The sequence below is a fragment of the Streptomyces sp. NPDC048411 genome, from assembly GCF_040704695.1.
Classification (GTDB): domain Bacteria; phylum Actinomycetota; class Actinomycetes; order Streptomycetales; family Streptomycetaceae; genus Streptomyces.
Genome location: NZ_JBEZKL010000020.1, coordinates 41,079 through 62,356, shown reverse-complemented (window position 1 = coordinate 62,356; position 21,278 = coordinate 41,079). Strand labels below are relative to the sequence as shown.

The window sequence follows — 21,278 nt, the reverse complement described above, 5'->3', positions numbered from 1 at the left end:
GCCGGGCGTGGCCGGCGCCCCGCTGCCCTCAATCGCCGGACGGGCTCGACATGCCCGACGGGCTCGACGCGCGGGACGGAGCCGACGTGCTCGACGGGCTTGACGTGGCCGACGGGCCGGTCATTGCGGAGCGCGACGAGCGGTGGCGCGGCAGCCACAGGGCCATCAGCAGCAGTCCGCCCAGCAGGACCGTGCCGGCTGTCCGGAACGCCAGCGCGAACCCCGCGGTCAGCTCCTCCGCCCCGGTGCCGCCCCCGGTCCGTGCCGCCGCGACCGTGGAGAGCACGGCGAGACCGAGTGCACCGCCCATCGTGCGCGAGGTGTTGACCAGCCCGGAGACCAGGCCGGCGTCCCCGGGCGCCGCGCCCGAGGTGGCGAGAGAAGCGAGCGGGGTGGACGCGAACCCTGCACCGGCCATCATCAGGATGCCGGGCCCGCAGATCGACGTGAGGTACGAGCCGTCCGCGCCCATCGTGGACTGCCAGCCGAAGCCCGTGGCGGTGATCGCCAGACCGATCAGGACGAGGTTCTTCGCGCCGACCCGTGCCATGATCCGCGGCGCGAACGTCGAGCCGAGCACGACCGCCAACGAGGTGGGCATCAGGGCCAGTCCGGCCTGCATCGGCGTGTAGTCCAGCACCGACTGCGCGTACACGGTCATGAAGTACCACATCGAGAACGTCGCGGAACCCATCACGATCATCGCCGCGTTCGCCGCCGCCACCGCCCGTGTGCCCAGCACCCGGAGCGGCATCAGCGGCACCGCCGTCCGCGCCTCCACCAGGACGAAGAGGGCCAGCAGCGCCACTCCGCCGAGCAGTGGCACCAGGGTCGCCGCGGCCGTCCAGCCCTCCTGCTCGGTCTGCACGATGCCGTACGAGACCGTGGCCAGCCCCACCGTGACGAGCACCGCGCCCAGCAGGTCGATACGGTGCCGCCCACCCGCCCGGCTCTCGGCGAGCCAGACCGTGGCGCCGATCAGGACGAGCACGCCGAACGGCACATTGATCAGCAGGACCCAGCGCCAGGAGAGGAGGTCGGTGAGCGCTCCGCCGACCAGTCCGCCGGCCGCGCCGCCTCCGGCGCCGACGGCCATCCACGTACCGATCGCCCTGGTCCTGGCCGGGCCCTCGGGAACCGCTGCGGTGAGAAGCGTGAGGGTCGCGGGAGACAGCACGGCGGCACCGAGCCCCTGGGCGGCGCGGGCGGCGAGCAGCTGCCAGCCCTCCTGGGCGAACCCGCCGGCGAGCGAGGCGGCGGTGAACAGGCCGAGCCCGACCAGGAACATCCGCTTGCGGCCGTATATGTCGGCGGCGCGCCCGCCGAGGAGCATGAACCCGGCGAACGCGATCGCGTACGCGTTGAGGACCCACTGCAACTGACCGGCACTCAGTCCAAGGTCGGACCGCATGGACGGCAGTGCCACATTGACGACGGACACGTCGAGGATGACGAGGAACTGGCCGGTGCAGGCGGCGAGCACCACCGCCCAGGTGCGGGTTTTCTGCCGGATCTGCAGGGGCGTGGGCGCCGTGACGTCAACCATGAGGGTCATACTCGCAGGCGCCCTGCGCCCCGTACATCGGTATATGGCCGGACACCCGGCTCCGCCTATCGGCGCAGGAGCGTGACGACCGCCGCGCCGCCGAGCCCGATGTTGTGGGCGAGTCCGACCCGGGCACCGGGCACCTGCCGGTCGCCCGCCTCGCCGCGCAGCTGCCAGGTGAGTTCGGCGACCTGGGCGATTCCGGTGGCGCCGAGCGGGTGCCCCTTGGAGATCAGCCCGCCGGACGGGTTGACCACCCAGCGGCCGCCGTAGGTGGTGGCCCCCGACTCGACGAGCTTGCCGGACTCGCCCTCGCCGCACAGGCCGAGTGCCTCGTAGGTGAGGAGTTCGTTGATGGAGAAGCAGTCGTGCAGCTCGATGACGTCGAGATCCGCGGCCGAGAGCCCGGAGGCGTCGTACACCTGCCGGGCGGCGGCACGGGACATGGGCAGTCCGACGGCGTCGATGCAGGTGCCGGAGGCGAACGTCTCTCCGGTGTCGGTCGTCATGGCCTGGGCGGCGATCTCGACGGCCCTGTCCTCCAGCCCGTGGCTCCCGACGAAGCGTTCCGACACGACGACGGCTGCGGCCGCCCCGTCGGAGGTGGGCGAGCACTGGAGTTTGGTCAGCGGGCGGTGGATGGTCCTGGCGGCGAGGATCTCGTCGACCGTGTACGCGTCCTGGAACTGGGCGTACGGGTTGATCACCGAATGCCGGTGGTTCTTGGCGCCGACCGCCGCGAGCTGCGCCTCCGTCGTCCCGTACCGCTCCATGTGTTCGCGGGCCGCGTTGCCGAAGATCTGGGCGGTGGGCGGGGACATCTCGAAGCCGTGGGCGGCGGCCATGATCCCGTAGTGCCGGGCAACGGGCGAGGTCCTGAAGTCCGCTCCGCCGTCGGACCCGCTCCCCAGCGACCCGCGCGTCATCTTCTCGAAGCCGAGCGCGAGGACGCAGTCGCTGATGCCGCCCTCGACGAACTGCCGGGCCAGCATCAGCGCGGTGGAGCCGGTGGCGCAGTTGTTGTTGACGTTGTAGACGGGTACGCCGGTCAGCCCGAGCTCGTACGCGGCGCGCTGGCCGGCCGTGGAGGCCTGGAAGCAGTAGCCGACGGGAACCTGCTGCACCTCCTCGTAGGTGACCGAGGCGTCGGCGAGTGCGGCGTTCCCCGCCTCCTTCGCCATGTCCCAGTACTGCCAGTCGCGTGTCTCGGGCTTCTCGAACTTCGTCATCCCGACACCAACGATGTACGCCTTCATGGAGAAGTCACGTCCCTTCAGAGGAGCTCAGTCACGCGGGAGGCCGAGAATGCGCTCGGCGACGACATTGAGCTGAACCTGGGTGGTGCCGCCGGCGATGGTCAGACAGCGGGACATCAGAAATCCGTGCAGGGCCCGGTCCCCGGGACCTTCCGCGGTCGCGCCCGCCGGTCCGAGCAGTTCCAGGGCGAGTTCGGCGATCTTCTGCTGGTGGGTGGTCTGGACGAGCTTGCGTATCGAGGCTCCGGCGCCCGGCTCCAGTCCGGACACCTGTTGCAGGGTGGTCCGCAGTCCGATGCAGGCGAGCGCGTGCGCCTCGGCGGCGAGGGCGCCGATCCGCGCCCGGTAGGTGCCGTCGAGCTCGCCGGAGCGGGCGATGAGCGCTTCCAGTCCGGTGTCGAAGGTCATCTGGTCGGCCATGTGGACGCGTTCGTTGCCGAGGGTGTTCCGGGCGACCCGCCAGCCGTCGCCCACATCGCCGACGACGGCGTCGGCGGGCAGCAGGACGTCGTCGAAGTACACCTCGTTGAAGAGGGAGTCGCCGGTGATCTCCTTCAGCGGGCGGATGTCGATGCCTTCGGTGTTCTTCATGTCGACGAGGAAGTAGCTGAGCCCCTGGTGCTTGGGGGCGTCCGGGTCGGTCCTGGCGAGCAGGATGCCGTGATCGGCCCACTGGGCGGCGCTCGTCCAGACCTTCTGGCCGTTGATCCGCCAGCCCTCGGCGGTCCGCTCGGCCTTCGTGCGGAGCGAGGCGAGGTCGGAGCCGGCGCCGGGCTCGGAGAACAGCTGACACCAGAGGAGTTCGCCGCGCAGCGTGGGCATGAGGTAGCGGTCCTGCTGGTCCGGCGTCCCGTACGCGAGGAGCGAGGGCACCACCCAGGTGGCGATCCCCAGGTCGCTCACCTTCACTCCCTGCTCCTTCAACTCCTGTTGCACGGCGAGCTGGTGGAGAGGTCCGGCGTCCAGACCGTAGGGGGCGGGCAGATGCGGGGCGGCGTAGCCGCTCGGGGCGAGGACGCGACGGGCGGCCTTCGGGTCGAGCCCCTGGGCGGCGGCGACGGCCTCGCGCGCCTCGGCGCGATGACGGTCGGCCTCGGCGGGGAGTTCGAGGGCGAGTTCTCGGCGCGCGCCGCCCTCGGCCAGCCGGAGGGCCCGTAGCCGGTGGGCGTCCCCCGCCCCCAGCAGCTGCCGGGCCACGAGCGCCCGGCGCAGATGGAGGTGGGCGTCGTGCTCCCAGGTGAAGCCGATGCCGCCGAGGACCTGGATGCAGTCCTTGGCGCAGCTGTACGCGGCGTCGAGCGCGGTGCCTGCGGCGAGGGCGGCGACCAGTCCCCGTACCTCCGGGGCTTCGTCCGCCGCGCGGGCGGCGTCCCACACCAGGGCGCGGGCCTGTTCGACGCGGACGAGCATGTCGGCGCAGAGATGCTTGATGCCCTGGAACTGCCCGATGGGACGGCCGAACTGTTCGCGGACCCTGGCGTGCGCGACGGCGGTGTCCAGCGCCCGGGAGGCGGTGCCGCACGCCTCGGCGGCGAGGAGGACGGCGGCGAGATCACGGACGGCCACGGAGTCTGTCCGTACGGCACGGTCTGCGGGTACGAGTACGCCGTCGGCCCGGACCTCGGCGGTGGGGCGGGTCGGGTCGGCGCCGCGGTGCGGGCGCACGGTGAGCCCCTCGGCGGCGGTGTCGACGGCGAACCAGCGGGTGCCGGCGGCCGATTCGGCGGGGAGCAGGAGCAGGTCGGCGTCGGCACCGGAGAGCACGGGTGGAGCCGTGCCGTCGAGAAGGTGACCGTCCTCGCCCTCCACGACGGTGAGGGTGCCGGGGCCGAGGGCGACGGCGCCGATGCGGGTACCGGCGGCGAGGGCGCCCAGCAGGTCGCTCCCGCCCGCGTCGCCCAGCACCGCCACGGCAAGCGCGTTCGCCAGGTACGGGCCGGGGAGCGCGGCCCGTCCCGCCTCCTCGAGAACCACGGCGAGGTCGAGGAGTGTGCCGCCTGCTCCGCCGCGCTCCTCGGGCAGATGGATGCCGAGCAGCCCCTGCTCGCCGAGACCGTCCCAGTAGCCGGGGCGCACACCGGGTGCGGAAGGGGCGCTCGCGTCGAGGAGCTTGCGGATCTCGTCCGGGGGCACGGCGCGCGCCAGCCATCCCCGTACGGCCTGCGCCAACTCCCGCTGTTCCTGGGTGATTCCGATGCCCATGTACGGATCCTTGCCGGTCGCGGCCACTGGAACGGCGCAAGAGTAGAACACGTTCCAATCTGATGGAAGGTCAGATGACCGCGCGGTTTCGGCGACGTACCGCACCGCACCGGGTGCCGGCCCGGTCGGCGCAAACCACCCCCGCCGACGCCGCCGACCGGCCCGTACGGCACGATGAGGCGCCGTTTCATTCCCGTACGACCTGGAGGAACCCCGTGGCCGCCGAGCCCGAGCCGGAGATTCTCGCTGCCTTCCAGGCGGCCAAGGGCTTCATGCCGGTGGTCGAGGGGCTCGCCCTCCACGCGGCCGCCACCGACGCCGCCGCGCTCGGTCTGCCGCTGTTGGAGGTCGGGACGTACTGCGGGCGGTCCACGATCCTGCTCGCCGACGTCGCCCGGGCGGCCGGTGTGACCGCACTCACCGTCGACCATCACCGGGGCAGCGAGGAGCAGCAGCCGGGCTGGGAGTACCACGACCCGACCGTCGTGGACCCGGAGGTCGGCCGGATGGACACGCTGCCGACTTTCCGCCGCACGCTGCACGCGGCGGGCCTCGAAGACCACGTCGTGGCGCTCGTCGGGCGGTCCCCGCAGGTCGCGGCCGTCTGGGGCGGGCAGCTCGGCTTCGTCTTCATCGACGGCGGACACACCGACGAGCATGCGAACGGTGACTACGAGGGCTGGGCGCCGCATGTCGCCGAGGGCGGGCTGCTCGTGATCCACGACGTGTTCCCCGATCCCGCGCACGGTGGTCAGGCGCCGTACCGGGTGTATCTGCGGGCGCTGGAGTCCGGGGCGTTCACCGAGGTGTCGGCCACGGACTCGCTGCGCGTCCTGCGCCGTACCGGAACGGGGATCTGAGAGTGCCCGGCAGTAGGCAGCGCGGGTGAAGGAGCGGGGCTGGGGTGCGTGCTTCGCAAGGCGGAGGATTGAGCCAACGCGGAGCGTTGGAGATTGACGACAACGCCGCGAGGTGCGTGCCCCAGCCCCGCGACGCCGCGAAGCCTACTGCCGGGCACTCTGAGCCGCCGGATAGCATCGCGACGTGCCGTACGACACCAGCGTTCCTCCCGTCCCTCATCCTGCGCGGCGCCGCCGAGCCCTGCTCGTCGCTGCCGTGCTGGGCTGCGTGTGCCTGATCGCGGGCTGCGGCGGTGGCAGTGGTGGTGGGGGGGCAGCGCAGCCGCGCGAGGGCGGTGGTGGCACGTCGTCCGCGCCGTCCCTGTCGTCATCGCCCGCGAAGAGCAGTCCGGCGGCGAGGGCGACCTCGGTGCCGCCCTCCCCGTCGAAGTCCGCGAGCCGCACCGTGTCCGGGCCGCTGTCGGGGAAGACGGTCGTGATCGACCCCGGGCACAACCCGCGCAACCACGAGCACACCCGCGAGATCGGCCGCCAGGTGGACATCGGCACCGCGCACAAGGAGTGCGACACCACCGGTACGTCCACCGACTCGGGTTACGCCGAGGCCGCGTTCACCCTCGACGTCTCGCACCGGCTGCGGGCGCTCCTGCAGGCGCAGGGCGCCGAGGTGGTCCTCACGTACGACAACGACCGCCCCTACGGGCCGTGTATCGACGAGCGGGCCCGGATCGGCAACCATGCCAAAGCCGATGCGGTCGTGTCGGTGCACGCGGACGGTTCCGCGGTCGGCAACCGCGGCTTCCATGTGATTCTTCCCGCACTCGTGCGCGGCGGGGCGGCGGACACCTCGAAAATCGTCGCACCGTCGCGCGATCTCGGCACCCGGATCGCCGGTCGCTTCGTCCGCGCTACCGGAAGTGCGCCTTCCAATTACGTGGGCGGCAATACGGGGTTGGACACCCGTAAGGATCTGGGCGGACTCAATTTGTCCACGGTGCCCAAGGTGTTCATCGAGTGCGGCAATATGCGTGATCCGAAGGATGCCGCCCTGCTCACCAGCGCGGGCTGGCGCCAGAAGGCCGCACAGGGCATTGCGGATGGCATCAGTTCCTACCTGCGCGGGTAAGCACGTGTAGTTATGCGGTGGTTATGCGGTCGTTGTGCAGGGTTATTCGGGGGGATGACCGTCCAAGGTCCGGGCCAGGACACAACCCGGCCGGCCAGACGATAGATTCATCCGTGCGATGCGGAGCCGCCCCCGGGCTTCGCGCCGTGCCCGCCGCACCGGCGGCAGCGACGACCGCCCCGACGAGACGACCGACTAAGGACCTTCACGTGAATATCCGCTCGCTCACTAGAGGCGATGGCGTGGTGATCGGAGCAGCGGTGGTGCTGTTCATCGCCTCTTTCCTCGATTTCATCTCCTACAAGAGCCTCGGCGGCGTCGACGCGCCGAACGCCTGGGACTCGCTGGGCAATGCGATCGGCGTCTACCTGGTCGGGGTGATCGGTGCGGCACTGATCGTGCTCTCCCATTCGCAGCCCCAGCCCCGCAAGATCGTCGGCCTGGAAATCGGCCAGTTCGGCGTCGCGGCCACGATCTTCAGCGCGTGGAACATCTTCTGGACGATCATCGACCTCGGCCAGGTCGACGCCGGTGCCGGTCTCGTCCTCGGCCTGATCGCCTCGCTCGCGCTGGCCGGCGGCGCGGTCGCCACCCCGCTGGTTCCCGCGCTGAAGGCACCCCTGATGGGCGCCCCGCGCCCGCAGGGCGTGCAGGCGCCGTACGGCGGCCAGCCGCAGCCCGGCCAGGGGTACGGCTACCCAGGGGCCCAGCAGCAGCCGTACGGTGCGCAGCCGGGTCAGCCCCAGCCGTACGGTGCCCAGCCGCAGCCCGGTCAGCCCGACCCCGCCCAGGCTCAGCAGGCCCCGCAGGGCGGCGCCGCGCCGGCCGGCGACTTCACGCCGTTCTGGTTCGCCGTGCCGGTGGCCCGTCCGCTGTACGGCGAGGACGGTTCACCGAGCCCGATCGCCGAACTGGCGCCGGGCACCTGGTACCTCGCGGTCGAGCAGCGTGGTCCGAGCCTCATCGCCCAGACCCAGGACGGCCGTCGTGGCGTTCTGCAGGACACCACGGGCATCCAGCGCGGCTGACAGCGCTTCCGCTCCGCGGCCCCTCGCCCCTTCCGGGCGGGGGGCCGCTGCCGTACCCTCCGTCCGTGCAACGCCATCTGACGTAGCGTCAATTAAATTTGGCTGGAGGGACCGGTATGCGGCTCGGACTCGCTCTCGGCTACTGGGGCCGCGGCCCGAACCCCGCCCACCTGGAGCTCGCCCGCGAGGCGGAACAGCTGGGCTACGACTCGGTGTGGACGGCGGAGGCCTGGGGCTCCGACGCCTTCACCCCGCTGACCTGGATCGCGGCGCACACCTCCCGCATCCGGCTGGGCACCGGCATCGCACAGATGGCGGCGCGCACCCCGACCGCGACGGCCATGCACGCTCTGACCCTCGACCACCTGTCCGGCGGCCGCATGATGCTCGGGCTCGGGCTGTCAGGGCCCCAGGTGGTGGAGGGATGGTACGGACGCCCGTTCCCGAAGAGCCCGCTGACCGCCACCCGCGAGTACGTCGAGGTCATCCGGCAAGTACTGAGGCGCGAGGCCCCTGTTGAGCTGGACGGGCGGTTCCACTCCCATCCGTACACCGGTCCGGACGCGACCGGGCTCGGCAAACCGCTGAAGCCGATCACCCATCCACTGCGGGCCGGGATGCCCGTACTGCTGGGTGCCGAAGGCCCGAAGAACATCGCGCAGACGACCCGGATCGCGGACGGCTGGCTGCCGCTGTACTGGTCGCCGCTGCGGACCGATGTGTACGAAGCGTCGCTGACCGGGCTCCCCGACGGCTTCATGATCGCGCCGATGGCCCGCGCGCACGTCTGTGACGACGTCACGGAAGGCCTGCTGCCGGTGAAGGCGATGCTCGGCTTCTACATCGGCGGGATGGGACACGACGCCCGTAACTTCCACGCCGACCTGATGGCACGGATGGGCTTCGCCCAGGAGGCGCGGCGGATCCAGCAGCTGTTCCTCCAAGGCCGCAAGGAGGAGGCGGTGCTGGCCGTGCCGGATGCGTTCGCCGATGAGATCTCGCTCGTCGGACCGCGTGAACGGATCGCGCAGCGGCTGGAGTTGTGGCGCAAGGGCCCGGTGACCGACCTGCTGGTCACGGCACCGGACCCACACACCCTGCGCGTACTGGCAGACCTCAACAGCGCTTGAGAGCCTCAGCGGAACGTCGCACGCTCCAGCCAGAAGTCGAGCAATTCCCGGTCTCCGACCACCTCGACCCGTCCGCTGTCCACGTCCAGCCGCCGGTTGAGGAGCAGCATCAGGTCTGTCAGCGGCGCGCGCACCGCAACGGTCGCCTTCTCGTGCGCCCGCCGCCAGGTGAACCCGTCCTCGCCGAACTCGATCAGCCAATCCGCCGCGGGCACGTCTGTGGCATGGAAGTGGAGGGACCGGCCGGCCCCCCGGAGCTCCGCAGCCTCCGGGTCCCCCATGGACTGGGCGAAGGCGACGATCTCCAGCCACTCGTCCATCGTGTCGGCCGCCAGCTCGGGCGGCACCTCGTAGCCGGCCCGCACGGCGAGCACCGCGTCGGCGCGGTGGACGACCGTCTCGTGCACCATGCGCCGCGCCCAGAACCCGGCGCTCGTGTCCCACGACCAGCTCCACACCTGTCGGTCGCGACCTGCGTCACGCAGGACGGCTGCCGTCTTCGCCGCCCCGTCGGCCAGCCAGGCGTCCAGCACGGCCGGGTCGTCGCCGGCCGGCGTGGACTCCGGCACCTCTTCGTCCGGGAGTTGCGCGGTCGCCCGGGTGCGGACGATCTCGCCGGCCCAGCGGTGGGCGCCGCCGACATGCACGGCGAGATCGCGCAGCGTCCAGTCGGGGCAGGTCGGGACCGGCGCGGAGAGATCCGCGCCCTTGATCGCCGCCCTCAACTCATCGGTCTGCCGGACGATTTCGTCACAGTAGCGATCATGTGCCAGAAGTGTCATGGCGCCACCCTATTGCGGCCGTCGCTCTGCCCACATCCGGTTACCCGCCGAGCTGGGAGGCGGACGGCACCTTGTCCTTCACCTCGGCGCCCGCGCTCTTGCCCGCGTCCTTGATGCCGCTGATGACGTTCTCGAAGGCACTGACGTCCCCCGCGCCCGCCTCGCCCGTGCGGAGCTTGTTCCCGAGCCCCTTGAGCGACTCGATGCCCGCCGTCAGCGGCGCGACCGCCTTCGACAGCAGCGGGTCGCCCTTGGCGTTCTCCGCCGCCGCCTTGAGCCGGTTGTACGCGAACCCGCCCGCGAGCCCCGCCTTGACCAGTGCGAACTTCCGCCCGTCAGCACCCTTCTTGAACGTGCCCGCACGGTACGGCTTCACGATCCACTGATACGTGGCACCCGCCGCGAGCCCCGCGTTGGCGACGAACCGCGTCTTCGCGAGCTTCTGCTTCTCCGCCGACGCCGTAACGCTCGGGGACGGGGAGGAGCTCGCACTGGTGCCGGAGCCCTTGCCGCACGCGGTGGCGCCCACCAGCACGGTGCAGGACAGCAGCAACGCCACGAACAGACGGCGGAGCGGTACGGAACGGGGCACAGCGGGCCTCCTTGGACGGGCTCACGGCGAGTTCTGCGGTGAGTGACGCGGTCCGGCACTCCTGGCCAGGCTCGTCCCGGGCCGGGCGCCGCGCCACTCAGGAGGCGCCGTCCGGGTTTCGGGCCGCGGACAGCGGCATGCGGTGGCGGGCCGCATCCGCCGCTACGGACCCGCCGATGAGGACGCGCTCAGTGGTCCACGCGGACCATCAGGTGCGCGAAGCCTCATCGCAGCAGTCCGGCTCCAGCCCCTTCGGCAGCCGTTCGCCGCTGAAGACCGCGGTCGTCGCCTCATCGCCTCCCAGAGCGGCCACCGCGAGCAGCAGCGAGCCGGCGGTCCAGGTGGTGTGCTCCTCCGGCCAGAACGCCCGGTTGCCCTCGAAGACGTAACCGGTCCAGTACATGCCGCCCTCGGCGCGCAGGTGCTGGATGGACTGGAGAATCTCCAGCGCCCGGTCGGACTCACCCATCACCCAGAGCGTCAGGGCGAGTTCGCAGCTCTCGCCGCCCGTCACCCAGGGGTTGGGCAGCACACAGCGCACCCCGAGGCCGGGGACGACGAAGCGGTCCCAGGCTTCCTCGATCCGTTCCTTGGCGGCCGTTCCGGTGAGCGCTCCGCCGAGGACCGGGTAGTACCAGTCCATCGAGTAGTGGCTCTTGTCGAGGAAGCGCTCGGGGTGGTTGCGGATCGCGTGCGCGAGCGCACCGGTGGCCAACTCCCAGTCGGGCTGCGGCTCTTCACGCTGTTCGGCGATGGCGAGTGCACAGCGCAGCGCCTGGTGGATGGAGGAGCAGCCGGTCAGCAGGGCGTCGTCGACCGGGCTGCCGTCGGGTTCACGCTTCCAGCCGATCTGCCCGCCGGGCTGCTGGAGCCGCAGGACGAATTCGACGGCCGCGTAGACGGTCGGCCACATCCGGTCGATGAACGCGTCGTCGCCGGTGGCGAGGTAGTGGTGCCAGACGCCGACCGCCACGTACGCGCAGAAGTTGGACTCCAGGCTCCGGTCGGTCGGCCGGTCCGGGTCGCCGTCGTGGTAGGCGGCGTACCAGGAGCCGTCCTCGTTCTGGTGCCGGGCCAGCCAGTCGTAGGCGCGTTCCGCCGCGGCGTGCTCACCCGCGGCGTCGAGGGCCATGGCGGCCTCGGTGTGGTCCCACGGGTCGAGGTGGTGACCGCGGAACCAGGGCAGCGCGCCGTCCTCGCACTGCACGGAGAGCAGCGCGGCGACGGTCTCGGTGGCCTGCTCGGCGGTGAGCACTCCGGGCAGGACGAGGTGTTCGGTCTGCTCGGGAGTGGTCACGCCTCGGCCTTCGAAAGGTCGTCGGCGGCGGCCCTGGGCAGGTGCGGCTTGGTGGCGTAGGCGACGAAGCTCTTGCCGACGACCGGGTTGAGCAACTGCTCGGCGACCCGGGTGACGGCCGGCTTCTTCATGATGTCCCAGACCAGCAGCTTGTGGTACGCGCGGACCGGGAGTGCCGCGTCCTCGCCGTCGCGGCCGACTCCGAACGCGCACTTCAGCCACCAGTACGGCGAGTGCAGGGCGTGGGCGTGGTGGGTGCCGTACGGCTTGAGACCGGCGCCGCGGATCTTGCCCAGGAGTTCATCGGCCTTGTAGATGCGGATGTGGCCGCCCTCGACCTCGTGGTACGCATCGGAGAGCGTCCAGCAGATCTTCTCGGGGCCGTACCGCGGCACGGTGATGGCGATCCGGCCGCCGGGCTTGAGGACCCGGACCATCTCGGCGAGCACGCCCTTGTCGTCAGGGATGTGCTCCATCACCTCGGAGATGATGACGACGTCGAAGGACTCGTCGGGGAACGGCAGGTTGAGCGCGTCGCCCTCCATCGCGGTGGCGGTGGCGCCCTCGGGGGCCTCACCGGCCTCCTTCATCGCCGCGAACCACTTCGCGACCTCGCGGATCTCCTCGCCGTTCTGGTCGAGAGCCACCACCTGGGCGCCGCGCCGGTAGCACTCGAAGGCGTGGCGTCCGGCGCCGCATCCCAGATCGAGCACTCGGTCGCCTGCGGCGAGCGGGAAGCGGGTGAAGTCCACGGTCAGCACGAATGCCTGCTTTCGCGGTCGGGGGTCGAGAAGGGGTCAGGGAGCCGGGACGGCGAGGACGGGCGTCGGGGTCACCGACGGCTGCCGGAGTGCGTGGTGGCGGCGCGGGCGGCGATCGCCTGCCGGTAGAGCTCCGCGGTGCCGATGGCCGCCTGCTTCCAGGTGAACCGGGACAGCACCCGTTCGCGGCCCGCGGCGCCGAGCCGGGCCCGCAGTTCCGGGTCGCCCAGCAGCCGGGCGAGTGCGGCGGCCAGCGCCCCGGCGTCGGCGGGCGGCACGGCCAGGCAGGTCTCGCCGTCCGGGCCGGCCACCTCGGGGATCGCACCGCCGGTGGTGGCGACGAGCGGGGTGCCGGTGGCCATGGCCTCGGCCGCGGGCAGCGAGAACCCCTCGTACAACGAGGGGACACAGGCGATCTCGGCGCTCCGCACCAGGTCGACGAGTTCGGCGTCACTGATGCCCTTGACGAACTCGACGGCGTCCTGGAGTCCGTACCGCTCGATGGCCTGCGCGACCGGTCCGTCCTCGGCCCGCTTGCCGACGACCACGAGGTGCGCCCGCGGGTTCTCGGTACGGAGCTCGGCGAGCGCCTCGACGAGGTGGACAAGGCCCTTCAGCGGGACGTCGGCACTGGAGGTGGTGACGATCCGGCCCGGCACCTCGGCGATCTTCGGGTCGGGCGACCACAGGTCGGTGTCCGCACCGATGTGCACGACGTGGATCCGGTCCTGCCGCACCCCGAGGTGGTCGACGATCTCCTGCTTGGAGGAGCCGGAGACGGTGAGGACCGACGGCAGCCGGCGCGCGACCCGCTTCTGCATGCGGGTGAAGGCGTACCAGCGGCGCACGGAGGCGCGGCGGCGACGGCTGCCGGCGGCGTCCAGCTCCAACTGCCGGTCGACGGTGATGGGGTGGTGGATGGTGGTGACGAGCGGGGCGCCGAGATCCGCCAACAGCCCGTATCCGAGAGTCTGGTTGTCGTGGATGACGTCGAACTCGCCACGACGGGCGGCGAGATGACGGCGGGCACGGAGGCTGAAAGTGAGCGGTTCCGGGAAACCGCCGGTCCACATGGTGGCGACCTCGGCGACGTCGATCCAGTCCCGGTACTCGCCGCGGGCGGGGGTGCGGAACGGGTCGGGCTGGCGGTAGAGGTCCAGGCTCGGCAACTCGGTGAGCGGGACGCCCTCGTCGAGTACGGGATAGGGCTGGGCGCCGATCACCTCGACGCTGTGGCCGAGGCGGGCGAGCTCGCGTCCGAGGTGGCGTACGTACACACCCTGACCGCCGCAGAACGGGTTGCCCTTGTAGGTGAGAAGTGCGATGCGCAGGGGTCGCCCGTCGGTGCTGCCCGACGCGTGGCCGCCCGCGCGGGGGCCCGCTTCTATGGCCTCAGCGGTCACACTCGGCCCCCTTCTCACTGCGTGTTCGCCGGAGCGTAACCGCTCACGCTAATCTAGAACAAGTTTCAGACTGGATCGTTCAATGAGCTACGAATCTACCGGCAGGTAGCGTCGACGCAACGGCCGGATCAGGTGATTCGCGCCACCACCGGACACCCTGGCATGCTGTGCGCCGCCGGGGCCCAGACGCCTCCCCGGTCGTGGACAGAAGCCATGGATGGGGACACATGACAGCGGAAGCCAAGCCGGCATCGCCGCCCCTGACGGAACGGCAGGAGGCCCGCCGTCGTCGCATTCTGCACGCCAGCGCCCAGCTCGCCAGCAAGGGCGGTTTCGAGGCGGTGCAGATGCGTGAGGTGGCGGAGGCCGCCGGGGTGGCCCTGGGCACGCTGTACCGGTACTTCCCCTCCAAGATCCACCTCTTGGTCGCCACCATGCAGGATCAGCTCCAGCACATGCACGGGACGCTGCGCAAGCGCCCCCCGGCCGGGGACGACGCGGCGGCGCGCGTCGCCGACACCCTGATGCGGGCGTTCCGCGCGATGCAGCGCGAACCGCATCTGGCGGATGCGATGGTGCGTGCGCTGACCTTCGCGGACCGCAGCGTCAGTCCCGAAGTGGACACCGTCTCGCGGATCACGACGGCCATCATCCTGGACTCGATGGGGCTCCAGCACCCGACGCCGGAGCAACTGTCCGCGGTCCGGGTCATCGAGCACACCTGGCACTCGGCGCTGATCACCTGGCTGTCGGGGCGGGCGTCGATCGCGCAGGTGAAGATAGACATCGAGACGGTGTGCCGGCTGATCGACGTGACGACTCCGGACGCCCCCTGAGGGCCGGTCCGTCATCAGCCGCGGACAGCTCCTGGCGGACCTGCCCCGAGGCCTCACCTGTCGACCACACACCCCTCACATCTCTGTGCCGGGCGCCCTCGAATCTCTCCTAGCATGAACCTGACCAGCACCGATGGAGAGGAAGACATGGCTGACGAGTCAGGCATGGCAGGCGGCACGGCGGACGGGCAGAACCTGGGCGTCCACCCCGGAACGGCGCCGGGGTACGGCGTCGGCGCCCAGGCCCCTTACGGCTACGGGTACCCCACGGGCGCCGCGCTGCCCACCGGCAAGGCGACTGCCTCGATGGTGCTCGGCATCGTCGGACTGCTGCTCGTCCCGATCGTGGCGCCGATCATCGCCCTGTGCCTGGGCATCTCGGCCCGCCGCATGGCGGACCGTGGCGAGGGCGGCGCCCGCGGCCAGGCGACCGCCGGAATGGTGATGGGGATCATCGGCTGCGCCTTCGCCTGCCTCGGGTTCCTCGTGGCCACGATCCAGGCGGTCAGCGGCGTCTGACATCGCCGACGGCCATCCGCCCGGGCGGATGGCGCGACGGTGACGGGGCGCGGTCCTCCCGGGCCGCGCCACCCTGCCCCCGGCTCGGGCCCATGTGCGACCCCCACATGTGCACCGCGTCAGGTGGGGGCCCCTGCACCATGTCGACAACGGCGCGGGGTTCATACGGTTCGGCGACATCACAGGAACCCCGCCGAGGAGCCGGTCACCATGCGTCGCAGAGCCACAGGCACCGTCCACCACCGCAGACCCCTCTCCGCGCTCGCCACACTGGCCGCCGCCGGCGTCCTGCTGACCGGCTGCACCGCCGCCGGCAAGGCAGGCGAGTCGGACACCGCGTCCGGCAAGGGCGCGAAGGACCAGACCGTCGACGTGGGGCTGGTCTACTCCCGGACCGGGCTGCTCGCGGCCTACGGAAAGCAGTACCGCGACGGCTTCATGGCGGGTCTGGACTACGCGACGAAGGGCACCGGCAAGGTGGCCGGACACCGCATCGAGGTCACCGAGCAGGACGACGTGGGCGACCCCGGCAAGGCGGTCGCCGCGGCGAAGAACCTCATCGGCAAGGGCTACAAGGTACTGGCGGGGACCACGGACTCCGGGGTCGCCCTGCAGATGGCGCCGCTCGCCGCGCAGAACAAAGTGCTGTACGTCAGCGGGCCCGCCGCCACCGACGCCGTGACCGGGATCAACGACTACACGTTCCGCTCCGGCCGGCAGTCCTACCAGGACATCCTCACCGCCGGAGCGATGCTCGGCGGGGCCAAGGGCAAGAAGGTCACCGTGCTGGCCCAGGACTCCACGTTCGGCCAGGCCAACGTCGCCGCGGTGAAGGCCGTGCTCGGCGGCCAGGGCGCGAAGGTGGGTTCCGTGCTGGCCCCGCCGAGCGCCACGGACCTGACCCCGTTCGCCCGGCAGGTGAAGGCCGCCGGCCCCGATCTGGTCTTCGTCGCCTGGGCCGGTTCCACCGCCCCCGCACTGTGGACCGCACTGGACCAGCAGGGGGTGCCGAGCGCCTCCAAGGTGGTCACCGGGCTGGCCGGGACCGCCTCGTACCCGGTCTTCGGTGCGGCGGGTTCCAAGGTCTCGTTCCTGGCGCACTACTTCCCCGGCGCGGGCGGCGGCAACGCCGTGGAGAAGGCCATGCTGGAATCGGTGGCCAAGGCGGGCGGCACCCCCGACCTGTTCACCCCCGACGGCTTCACCGCGGCACAGATGATCGTGCACGCCGTGGAGGAGGGCAGCGCCACCGATCCCGCCGCCATGGCGAAGGCGCTGGAGGGCTGGAGCTTCGACGGGGTGAAGGGCAAGGAGCAGATCCGGGCCGAGGACCACGCGCTGCTGCAGCCGATGTTCGTGGCGAAACTGACCGGAAAGGGCGCCACCGCGAAGCCGGAGCTGGTGAACACCGAGCCGATGGACAAGGTGTCGCCGCCCGCGAAGCCCTCGGCGGGCTGACCGGTGGCAGCACCTGACACCACGACGGATCACGGGAGCGCGGCGCACTCCGCCGCCCCCGTGCTTCAACTGGCCGGCCTCGGCTGGGGCGTCGGCGGGGCGACCATCGTCGAGGACATCACTCTGGATGTCCGCGAGGGCGAGTTCCTTGCTTTCATCGGCCCCAACGGAGCCGGCAAGACCTCACTGTTCAATCTGATCAGCGGGCTGACGACAGCCACCTCGGGCACCCTCGCGCTGGACGGTGCGGACCTGACCGGCCGTCCCGCGCACGTCCGGGCCCGGCGCGGGATCGGCCGGACGTTCCAGACGTCCAGCCTCTGGCCGGGGATGAGCGTGGCCGACCACGTCCGGCTGGCCGCCCAGGCCGCCGGGGGCGGCTCGTACCGCGTGTGGCGGCGCGCTTCCCCGTACACCGACGAGGTGCGCGGCGTGCTGGAGCGCACCGGACTCGGCCACCGGGCACGGGCGCTGGCGTCCGAGCTGTCGCACGGCGAGAAGCGGAAGCTGGAGCTGGCGGTGCTGCTCGTGGGCGAGCCGCGGCTGATGCTGCTCGACGAACCGATGGCCGGGGTGAGCGCGGAGGAGGTCCCCGCGCTCACCGAACTGATCCGCACCCTGCACCGGGACGAGGGCCGCACCGTCCTCATGGTCGAGCACCACATGGACGTACTGCTGGGGCTGGCCGACCGGCTGGCCGTGATGCACCACGGCCGGCTGCTGGCGCTGGACACCCCCGAGGCCGTGACCGCCGACCCGACCGTGCAGCAGGCCTACCTCGGGGAGGGGCTGTGACGACGGAACCCCTGCTCGTCGTACGGGATCTGCGGGTTCTCATCGGTGGACGGCACATCCTGCACGGCGTGGACCTCGATGTCGCCCGCCACGGGGTGACCGCGCTCCTCGGCCGGAACGGCGCCGGGAAGACCACGACCGTGCGCGGCATCCTCGGCCTCGTCCCGCGCACCGGAAGCGTCCGGCTCGACGGTGAGGAAACCGTGCCGCTGCCCACCCACACGCTGGTGCGGCGGGGCATCGGTTACGCCCCCGAGGACCGCGGCATCTTCGCCGGACTGACCGTTGCGGAGAACCTTCGGCTGGCCGAGCGGCGCGGGGCGGGCGCACCCGCGTACCCCCTCGTCCATGAACTCTTCCCCGAACTCAAACGCCGGGAACGCCAGTTGGCCGGCACGCTGTCCGGCGGGCAGCAGCAGATGGTCGCCATCGGGCGCACGCTCCTCAACGGAAACAGGCTGATCATCGCGGACGAACCCACCAAGGGGCTGGCGCCCAAGGTGGTCACCGAGGTCGCCGAGGTGCTGGAGCGGGCCGCCGAGGCGGTGCCGGTGCTCCTCGTGGAGCAGAACCTCGCCGTCGTACGGCGCCTCGCCGCGCACTGCACGGTGCTCGCCGACGGCCGGACCGCTCATCAGGGACCGGCCGGTGAGCTGCTGGGCGACGCGGAGGCGACGCGCCGGCTGCTGGGCGTGGGGCACGGCCCGTCCGCCCCCGTCCCTTCCCGGAACGCGGAGGAAGATTCCTGATGTCCACCCTTGTGCTGCTCACCATGACCGGACTCGGTCTGGGAGCGCTCTACTTCCTGATCGCGTCGGGGCTTTCGCTGATCTTCGGTCTGATGGACGTGCTCAACTTCGCGCACGGGGCGCTGCTCTCCATCGGCGCGTACGGCACCTGGTGGGCGGCGTCCGGCAATCTGCCGGGCGCGGGCCCCGGCGGTGCGGGCTTCGTCCTCGCGGTCCTGTTCGGTACGGCGGTGGGCACCGCCGCCGCGGTGCTGCTGGAACTCACCGTCGTCCGCCCGCTCTACACCCGGCCGCGCGAGCAGGTGCTCGCCACGGTCGGGGTGGGGCTCGCCGTCCCGGCGCTGCTGTCGGGCATCTGGGGCTCGGACGCCCGGACCTTCCCGGGGCCCGAGGCGCTGTCCGGCACGTTCTCCCTGCTGGGCGCGGAAGTCCCGGTCAACCGGCTGGTGCTGATCGCGGCGGCGGTCGTGGTGCTGATCGCGCTGCGGCTCTTCCTCGGATGGACCCGGCACGGACTGGTCGTACGGGCGGGGGTCGAGGACCGGGCGATGGTGACCGCGCTCGGCATCGACGTCCGCAAGGCGTTCACCCTCGTCTTCGCGATCGGCGGCTGTGCCGCCGCGCTCGGCGGGGCGCTCGGCGGGCTGTACTTCGGCTCGGTCGACCCCCGGCAAGGCACCTCGCTGCTGATCTTCGCGTTCGTCGTGGTCGTCACCGGGGGCATGGGCTCGGTGACCGGCGCCGCGGTGGCGTCCGTCGTGATCGGCCTGGTCCAGCAGTTCGCCAACTACTACACCGCAGCGGGCCTCGGCGACCTGGCCGTCGTCGTCCTGCTCGCCGCGCTGCTGCTCGTACGGCCGCGCGGACTGACCGGGAGGCTCGCGTGAGCACCATGACCGGGACACCCGACCGCACGAGCGGAACGCCGACGGCACCGTCCGACACACCGGTGCGTGTGAACGCGGCGCGGCTGCTGCGCTGGTGGCCGGCCGTGGTGCTGGCGCTGCTGATCGTCGCGCCGTACAGCGCCCTGCCGTTGCCGGGGCTGCTCGACGGCCCGCTGGGCAGTCCGGGCAGCCTTCAACTCCTCGCCACCTGCCTGTTGTTCGGCGCCTTGGCCACCGGCTACGACCTGCTGCTCGGCCGGACCGGGCTGCTCTCCTTCGGGCATGCCCTGTACTTCGCGGCGGGCAGCTACGCCACGAACACCATCATGCTGGAGGCCGGACTGCCGTTCGCCGTCTCCGCACTGGTCGGCGTCTGCTTCGGGATCGCGCTCGCACTGGTGCTGGGATCGGTGAGCCTGCGCGTCACCGGCATCGGCTTCTCCATGGTGACGCTGGCCTTCGCCCAGGCGGGCTCGATCCTCGTCTCCCGCAACCCCGGCGGCGTCACCGGTGGCGAGGAGGGCCGGGCCGCGCCCGCCGAGCTGCTGCCGTCCGGGCTCGTGGGCATCGAGCACACGGCGAACCTGTACTGGCTCGCGCTCGGCTATCTCGTCCTCACCGTGGCCGTCGTCCACTGGGCGGTCCGCTCCCCGACGGGGCGGGTCTGGGAGGGCATCAAGGAGAACGAGCGCCGGGTGGAGGTGCTGGGGCTGAGGCCGTACGGGTTCAAGCTGACGGCGTTCGTCCTGGCCGGTGCGCTGGCCGCGCTCGGCGGGCTCGTCCACCTGCTGCTCACCGGCGGCTCCACCCCCCAGACGACGACGTCGGACTTCACGCTGTCGCTGCTGGTGATGGTGGTGCTGGGGGGCTCGGGCACCCGCTGGGGACCGATGGTCGGCGGCATCCTCTATACGTGGGCCGACCACCGGCTCGGCGATCTCGCCGGATCGGGTGCGGTCGCCGAGCTTCCCGCAGTGCTGCGGGTACCGCTCTCCCAGCCGCTGTTCCTGCTCGGCGCGGTGTTCGTGGCTGTGGTCCATCTCCTGCCGGGCGGGCTGGCACGGCTGCCGTCCCGGATGCGTTCTGTACTCCGTGCGACCAATGAGGGCACACCCGCCCGGAAGGAGGACCGGCACTCATGACCGCGTACGAGGAGATACGTGTCCCGGTGGCCGGGGGCGAGCTGGCCGCGCTGCGCTGGCCGGCCCGGGAGCCCGGTGCGCCGGTGGTCGTCGCGCTGCACGGCATCACGGCCAACGCGCTCTCCTGGGGCACGGTGGCGCGGCTGCTGACCGGGCAGGTCACGCTGGTCGCCCCGGACCTGCGCGGCCGGGCCGGAAGCTCCGGGCTGCCCGGACCGTACGGCATCGCGGCGCACGCCGATGACATCGCGGCCCTGACCGGGGCGCTCGGCCTGGACCGGGTGGTGCTGGCCGGTCACTCGATGGGCGCGTTCGTGGCGGCGCTGGCCGCCGTACGGCATCCGGACCGGTTCGGTCCGCTGCTGCTCGTCGATGGTGGGATCGGCTTCCCCGCCCCCACACATCTCTCCCCGGACGAACTGATGACGGCGGTGATCGGCCCGGCCATGGACCGGCTGTCGATGACGTTCCCCGACCGGTCCGCCTACCGGGAGTTCTGGCAGGCGCATCCCGCGTTCGCCGGGGACGCCTGGTCGCCCGAGGTGGACGCGTACATCCAGCGCGATCTGACGGGCGACGAACCGGCGATGCACTCGACGTGCCGGATCGAGGCAGTGCGCACCGACGGGATCGGTCTCTTCGACGACGACGTGCTGTCGGCGGTACGGAAGTTGCCGGTACCGGCGACGCTGCTGTGGGCGGCGCGCGGTCTGATGGACGAGCCGCAGGGACTGTACGACGAGCAGCGGCTGGCCGCCGCCGACCTCTCCGGCACCCTGCTGGAGCCGGTGGCCGTGCCGGACGTCAACCACTACACCGTGCTCACCGGGGACGCCGGCGGACGGGAGATCGCCACACGGCTGGTGGCACTCTCGAACATGCCGAGCCCGTACGGTGGTTGAGGACGGA

The 21,278-nt window shown here is 71.5% G+C and carries 20 protein-coding genes; 12 read left to right on the top strand and 8 right to left on the bottom strand.

Translation table 11 applies throughout. The features are described 5' to 3' along the window. Window positions 1-28: 28 nt before the first annotated feature. Genes AB0915_RS10585 through AB0915_RS10575 form a run of 3 tightly spaced genes read right to left on the bottom strand, consistent with a single transcriptional unit; the run spans window position 29 to window position 5,004 of the window. Window positions 29-1,555: an MFS transporter gene (locus AB0915_RS10585; protein ID WP_366690709.1), complete on the bottom strand. Its 1,527-nt coding sequence runs from the start codon at window positions 1,553-1,555 to the stop codon at window positions 29-31. Window positions 1,556-1,611: 56 nt separating this feature from the next. Beyond that, on the bottom strand, window positions 1,612-2,802 hold the full coding sequence (locus AB0915_RS10580) for a lipid-transfer protein (RefSeq protein ID WP_366690708.1): 1,191 nt from the start codon (window positions 2,800-2,802) through the stop codon (window positions 1,612-1,614). A 27-nt stretch (window positions 2,803-2,829) separates the two neighbouring features. Further along, window positions 2,830-5,004 (bottom strand): acyl-CoA dehydrogenase, encoded by a 2,175-nt coding sequence (locus tag AB0915_RS10575; RefSeq protein ID WP_366690707.1) that lies wholly within the window; start codon window positions 5,002-5,004, stop codon window positions 2,830-2,832. 215 nt (window positions 5,005-5,219) lie between these two features. On the opposite strand from AB0915_RS10575, the gene AB0915_RS10570 reads away from it, so the two are divergent. From AB0915_RS10570 to AB0915_RS10555, 4 genes are all read left to right on the top strand, one after another. Continuing rightward, window positions 5,220-5,864 (top strand): class I SAM-dependent methyltransferase, encoded by a 645-nt coding sequence (locus AB0915_RS10570; protein WP_358859534.1) that lies wholly within the window; start codon window positions 5,220-5,222, stop codon window positions 5,862-5,864. 184 nt (window positions 5,865-6,048) lie between these two features. Then, window positions 6,049-6,990 carry an N-acetylmuramoyl-L-alanine amidase gene (locus AB0915_RS10565; protein ID WP_366690706.1) on the top strand — a complete coding sequence of 314 codons (942 nt, stop codon included), beginning with the start codon at window positions 6,049-6,051 and terminating at the stop codon, window positions 6,988-6,990. A 242-nt stretch (window positions 6,991-7,232) separates the two neighbouring features. Further along, complete coding sequence (locus AB0915_RS10560; protein WP_366690705.1) at window positions 7,233-8,018, top strand: hypothetical protein; 786 nt, start codon at window positions 7,233-7,235, stop codon at window positions 8,016-8,018. Window positions 8,019-8,134: 116 nt separating this feature from the next. Next, complete coding sequence (locus AB0915_RS10555; RefSeq protein ID WP_366690704.1) at window positions 8,135-9,148, top strand: LLM class F420-dependent oxidoreductase; 1,014 nt, start codon at window positions 8,135-8,137, stop codon at window positions 9,146-9,148. A gap of 5 nt (window positions 9,149-9,153) precedes the next feature. Here the strand turns inward: AB0915_RS10555 and AB0915_RS10550 are convergent, their stop codons facing one another. The 5 genes from AB0915_RS10550 to AB0915_RS10530 form a co-directional block, all read right to left on the bottom strand. Next, window positions 9,154-9,930, bottom strand: a complete 777-nt coding sequence (locus AB0915_RS10550; RefSeq protein WP_366690703.1) for a maleylpyruvate isomerase family mycothiol-dependent enzyme — start codon at window positions 9,928-9,930, stop codon at window positions 9,154-9,156. A 40-nt stretch (window positions 9,931-9,970) separates the two neighbouring features. Next, window positions 9,971-10,522, bottom strand: coding sequence for a hypothetical protein (locus AB0915_RS10545; RefSeq protein ID WP_366690702.1), 552 nt, complete (start codon window positions 10,520-10,522; stop codon window positions 9,971-9,973). Window positions 10,523-10,730: 208 nt separating this feature from the next. Beyond that, a complete protein-coding gene (locus AB0915_RS10540) occupies window positions 10,731-11,819 on the bottom strand; it encodes a prenyltransferase/squalene oxidase repeat-containing protein (RefSeq protein WP_366690701.1) in 1,089 nt (362 codons plus the stop codon). Further along, a complete protein-coding gene (locus tag AB0915_RS10535) occupies window positions 11,816-12,580 on the bottom strand; it encodes a class I SAM-dependent methyltransferase (protein WP_345512946.1) in 765 nt (254 codons plus the stop codon). Before AB0915_RS10535 ends, AB0915_RS10540 begins: the two co-directional genes overlap by 4 nt. A 71-nt stretch (window positions 12,581-12,651) precedes the next feature. Next, on the bottom strand, window positions 12,652-13,983 hold the full coding sequence (locus tag AB0915_RS10530; RefSeq protein WP_366690700.1) for a glycosyltransferase family 4 protein: 1,332 nt from the start codon (window positions 13,981-13,983) through the stop codon (window positions 12,652-12,654). 227 nt (window positions 13,984-14,210) lie between these two features. On the opposite strand from AB0915_RS10530, the gene AB0915_RS10525 reads away from it, so the two are divergent. The 8 genes from AB0915_RS10525 (at window position 14,211) to AB0915_RS10490 (ending at window position 21,271) form a co-directional block, all read left to right on the top strand. Then, window positions 14,211-14,819, top strand: a complete 609-nt coding sequence (locus AB0915_RS10525; RefSeq protein WP_366690699.1) for a TetR family transcriptional regulator — start codon at window positions 14,211-14,213, stop codon at window positions 14,817-14,819. A gap of 147 nt (window positions 14,820-14,966) precedes the next feature. After that, entirely contained in the window at window positions 14,967-15,338 is a 372-nt protein-coding gene (locus tag AB0915_RS10520; RefSeq protein ID WP_358859544.1) for a DUF4190 domain-containing protein, read from the top strand. 210 nt (window positions 15,339-15,548) lie between these two features. Beyond that, complete coding sequence (locus tag AB0915_RS10515; protein WP_366690698.1) at window positions 15,549-16,796, top strand: substrate-binding domain-containing protein; 1,248 nt, start codon at window positions 15,549-15,551, stop codon at window positions 16,794-16,796. A gap of 3 nt (window positions 16,797-16,799) precedes the next feature. Continuing rightward, on the top strand, window positions 16,800-17,591 hold the full coding sequence (locus AB0915_RS10510) for an ABC transporter ATP-binding protein (protein ID WP_366690697.1): 792 nt from the start codon (window positions 16,800-16,802) through the stop codon (window positions 17,589-17,591). Next, on the top strand, window positions 17,588-18,340 hold the full coding sequence (locus AB0915_RS10505) for an ABC transporter ATP-binding protein (protein ID WP_366690696.1): 753 nt from the start codon (window positions 17,588-17,590) through the stop codon (window positions 18,338-18,340). The genes AB0915_RS10510 and AB0915_RS10505 overlap by 4 nt, the downstream gene beginning before the upstream one ends. After that, window positions 18,340-19,227, top strand: coding sequence for a branched-chain amino acid ABC transporter permease (locus AB0915_RS10500; protein WP_366690695.1), 888 nt, complete (start codon window positions 18,340-18,342; stop codon window positions 19,225-19,227). Before AB0915_RS10505 ends, AB0915_RS10500 begins: the two co-directional genes overlap by 1 nt. Beyond that, window positions 19,224-20,369 carry a branched-chain amino acid ABC transporter permease gene (locus tag AB0915_RS10495; RefSeq protein WP_366690694.1) on the top strand — a complete coding sequence of 382 codons (1,146 nt, stop codon included), beginning with the start codon at window positions 19,224-19,226 and terminating at the stop codon, window positions 20,367-20,369. Before AB0915_RS10500 ends, AB0915_RS10495 begins: the two co-directional genes overlap by 4 nt. Beyond that, window positions 20,366-21,271, top strand: coding sequence for an alpha/beta hydrolase (locus AB0915_RS10490; RefSeq protein ID WP_366690693.1), 906 nt, complete (start codon window positions 20,366-20,368; stop codon window positions 21,269-21,271). The genes AB0915_RS10495 and AB0915_RS10490 overlap by 4 nt, the downstream gene beginning before the upstream one ends. Window positions 21,272-21,278: the final 7 nt, after the last annotated feature.

What these genes read in the sequence shown, in the direction of transcription:
- AB0915_RS10550 (WP_366690703.1), bottom strand. Translation starts at nt 9,930, where the DNA reads ATGACACTTCTGGCACATGATCGCTACTGTGACGAAATCGTCCGGCAG.
- AB0915_RS10580 (WP_366690708.1), bottom strand. Translation starts at nt 2,802, where the DNA reads ATGAAGGCGTACATCGTTGGTGTCGGGATGACGAAGTTCGAGAAGCCC.
- AB0915_RS10575 (WP_366690707.1), bottom strand. Translation starts at nt 5,004, where the DNA reads ATGGGCATCGGAATCACCCAGGAACAGCGGGAGTTGGCGCAGGCCGTA.
- AB0915_RS10555 (WP_366690704.1), top strand. Translation starts at nt 8,135, where the DNA reads ATGCGGCTCGGACTCGCTCTCGGCTACTGGGGCCGCGGCCCGAACCCC.
- AB0915_RS10520 (WP_358859544.1), top strand. Translation starts at nt 14,967, where the DNA reads ATGGCTGACGAGTCAGGCATGGCAGGCGGCACGGCGGACGGGCAGAAC.
- AB0915_RS10525 (WP_366690699.1), top strand. Translation starts at nt 14,211, where the DNA reads ATGACAGCGGAAGCCAAGCCGGCATCGCCGCCCCTGACGGAACGGCAG.
- AB0915_RS10585 (WP_366690709.1), bottom strand. Translation starts at nt 1,555, where the DNA reads ATGACCCTCATGGTTGACGTCACGGCGCCCACGCCCCTGCAGATCCGG.
- AB0915_RS10515 (WP_366690698.1), top strand. Translation starts at nt 15,549, where the DNA reads ATGCGTCGCAGAGCCACAGGCACCGTCCACCACCGCAGACCCCTCTCC.
- AB0915_RS10490 (WP_366690693.1), top strand. Translation starts at nt 20,366, where the DNA reads ATGACCGCGTACGAGGAGATACGTGTCCCGGTGGCCGGGGGCGAGCTG.
- AB0915_RS10500 (WP_366690695.1), top strand. Translation starts at nt 18,340, where the DNA reads ATGTCCACCCTTGTGCTGCTCACCATGACCGGACTCGGTCTGGGAGCG.